This is a genomic window from Pseudomonas sp. 05N434, assembly GCF_056396965.1.
In genome coordinates this window covers 1-1,035 of sequence record NZ_JBFTMK010000930.1, presented here as the reverse complement: position 1 = coordinate 1,035, position 1,035 = coordinate 1, and the positions used below count along the sequence as shown (strand labels likewise).

The window sequence follows — 1,035 nt, the reverse complement described above, 5'->3', positions numbered from 1 at the left end:
CTTCGATGGCAGCGTTGAGGGCCAGCAGGTTGGTCTGCTCTGCCACGGCCTTGATCACATCCATGACGCTGCCGATCTTGTCGCTTTCCTGCTGCAGTACGCTCATCGCTTCAGTGGAACGCACCACTTCGCTGGCCAGCCGCTCGATCTGGGCGATGGCTTCGTTGACCACTTTGTCACCTTCGCGAGCTTCACCGTCAGCGGCGGCTGCGGCCTGAGAAGCTTCTTCGGCGTTGCGCGCGACTTCCTGCACGGTGGCCGTCATTTCGTGCATGGCGGTGGCGACCTGATCGGTTTCCACTTTCTGGCTGTTCACACCGGCGCTGGTCTGTTCGGTCACGGCCGACAGCTCTTCGGCGGCGCTGGCGATCTGGGTGACGCCATCGCGGATGCCGCTGATCAAGTCCCGCAGGGTCACGCCCATGCGCGCAATGCCTTGCTGCAACACGCCGAGTTCGTCGCGGCGGGTGACCTTGATGTCCTGAGACAAGTCACCACCGGCGATGCGCTCGACCACTTTAAGGGTATCGCGCAACGGACCGGTGATCTGACGGGTGATGACCACCGCGGCGATGATGCCCACCAGCAACGCCAGCAAGGTGCTGATCAATTGAAGTGTGCGGGCCTGGGCGCTTTCGGCATCACGGCGGTCGAGCTGGAATTGATACAGCTGATCGCTCAGGGTCACGATGGCGGCGCCCTGATCGGTCATTTCCTTACGCGCCTGCACCGCATCGGTGTTGGCGGCTTTATAGGCTTGCAAGGCACTGCGGTAGTTGCTCAGGGCGGTTTCCAACTGACGCAGCGCATCTTGTTGGGTCTCGGCGAAATGCGCGTTCAGCGACTTCAGGCTGGCGATGGCCGCATCCAGTTGGGAAACGGCTTTCTGCTCGGTCTCGGCATTGGTGTTAGCGGTGTAGCCGCGCACTTCATAGCGGGCAAGAATGAACGCTTCCTTGGCGGCAGTGATGGCCAGGAACTGTTCGAAGCGCTGATCGCTCAAGGGCATTTGCTGTACGCGGATGTTGATTGCGT

General features: G+C 61.2%; 1 protein-coding gene. It reads right to left on the bottom strand.

Annotated features, from left to right (window positions below; translation table 11 throughout):
* Nucleotides 1–1,035: methyl-accepting chemotaxis protein (locus AC1DLB_RS30810; RefSeq protein WP_477786380.1), on the bottom strand; the 1,035-nt coding region annotated here is incomplete at both ends.